Annotated in this window: 3 protein-coding genes; 1 reads left to right on the top strand and 2 read right to left on the bottom strand. The window is 72.8% G+C overall.

The annotated features are described in order from the left end of the window. On the bottom strand, nucleotides 1-384 hold a 384-nt coding region (locus J0670_RS37100), incomplete at its 3' end, for a sugar transferase (RefSeq protein ID WP_207817181.1). A gap of 312 nt (nucleotides 385-696) precedes the next feature. Next, nucleotides 697-939, bottom strand: coding sequence for a hypothetical protein (locus J0670_RS37105; protein WP_207817182.1), 243 nt, complete (start codon nucleotides 937-939; stop codon nucleotides 697-699). Nucleotides 940-1,310: 371 nt separating this feature from the next. Between J0670_RS37105 and J0670_RS37110 the strand changes: the two genes are divergently transcribed. Further along, on the top strand, nucleotides 1,311-1,816 hold a 506-nt coding region (locus tag J0670_RS37110), incomplete at its 3' end, for a polysaccharide deacetylase family protein (RefSeq protein WP_243438055.1).

A 1,816-nucleotide genomic window follows, 5' to 3' on the forward strand; every position in this document is an offset into this window, starting at 1 on the left:
GAGCGGGTGGTGGGCGTGGAGCTGGGCCCAGCCGGTGAGTCCGGGCCGTACGGCGAGGCGGCCGCGCTCGCGGCGGGAGTAGCGGAGCACCTGGTCGGGACGGTCCGGGCGGGGGCCGATCACCCCCATCTCGCCTCGGGCCACGTTCCACAGCCGCGGCAGCTCGTCCAGGCCGGTGCGGCGCAGCACGGTGCCGAGGCGGCCGCCCCGGCCGGTCCGGAAGCGCAGGAGCTGGAACTCCCGGCCGTGCCGCCCGGTGCGGGTCTGCCGTTGCAGCACCGGGCCGCCGGTGGCGCAGCGGAGCAGGACGGCGATCAACAGGCCCAGCGGGAGTGCGACGATCGCGGCCAGGGCGGCGAGGGCGAGGTCGCCACCGCGTTTCATGAGGCGGACACGGTGAGATCCGGTCTGCCGCTCATCGCTCCCCCTCCACGGCGCTTCGAGCAGCGAGAACGCATTCACAGTAGAGGGGGGATGAAGCCACCGTCCGGGAATGGCGAAAGAAGGCGGAAGAAGATTGTCCGACAGGACGAAATTCGGTCGATCTGACCAATTTCACTCGATCTACTGACCCACCGCTCCGCAGTTCCGCACTCCCCGTTCGGGGGAATCCCCGGCGGAGGGGTCCCGGCGGGGCGGACCCGCACGGAGAGCCCGCACGGAGAGCCCGCACGGAGGTCCCGCGCGGAGGTCCCGCTAGAGCGCGGCACCCCGCCGGTAGCGGAGCACGCCGAAGGCGATCCGACCGAGCAGCAGGACACCCGCCGCCAGGCACCCGGCCACCGCCATCGCCCAGGCCGGTCCGTCACTGTCCGGAACGGTCACCGCCACGACGATGCCCAGCGCCAGGCAGGCCAGCCCCACCACGGTCAGCGGAACACGGTGGGTGACCAGGGCACAACCGCTCCACGCCCGCGCCATCCGGGTCGCGCCGTGCAAGTGCAAATGATCACGGTCCGCATCTGCCATGAGCCCAAGGTACCCCGGACGGGCCCCGGAGGCAGCTCGCACGGAGCGAGGCCTCCGGCACCTTGCGCGACCGCCCGCCGGGAGTGTGGTCCCGGTTTGCGGACGCGTGTTCGGGCTCCACAATCAGTCCACGAAAAATCCTCGTCCCCCCGGTACAACCATCCACCCGGTGCAGCGGTCTCAATGGCATCAAGTGATCCAGGAGCCGTTCCCGGGACGGGTCTGACCCCCACCGGGAACCGGAAATACCCAGATGGCGGAGCCGCCGCCGTCTGGAGTCGGAGGCCGGGCTCCGCCCTCCGGCGGTACCGCCACGCCGCTCGGCGACCGAGGGGGAACCGTTGCCGCAGTCCCAGTCCACCACATCGATCTCCACGGCCCGTGCCAGGCCCGCCCCCGGTGTCCGGGCACTGCCGCCGCCCACCGGGTGCGCGGCCGACCACCACGGCGTGGACCGGCGCCGTCCGTCCCTGGAGGCGGAACAGCAGGACGCGCGGGGCGAATGGCTGCGGTTCGCCCCCGTACAGCCGCTGTTCCGGGCCCGGGCCGCCCAGCGGCTCGCCGTCCTCGCCTACCACGGGGTCACCGACCACCGCTCCTTCGGCGCCCAGCTCGACCGGCTGCGGAGGCTGGCCACCCCGGTCTCGCTCGAAGCCGTGCTCCAGTCCGTCACCGAACGGCGGCCGCTGCCGCCGCGGAGCGTCCTGGTCACCTTCGACGACGCCGACCGGAGCGTCCTCACCCACGCCCTGCCCGCCCTCGACGCCCGCGGCATCCCCGCGACCGCCTTCGTCATCTCCGAACTCATCGGCACCGAGCGCCCCTTCTGGTGGCACGAGGCCGACTT

The organism is Streptomyces sp. FH025 (assembly GCF_017427025.1).
Lineage (GTDB): Bacteria > Actinomycetota > Actinomycetes > Streptomycetales > Streptomycetaceae > Kitasatospora.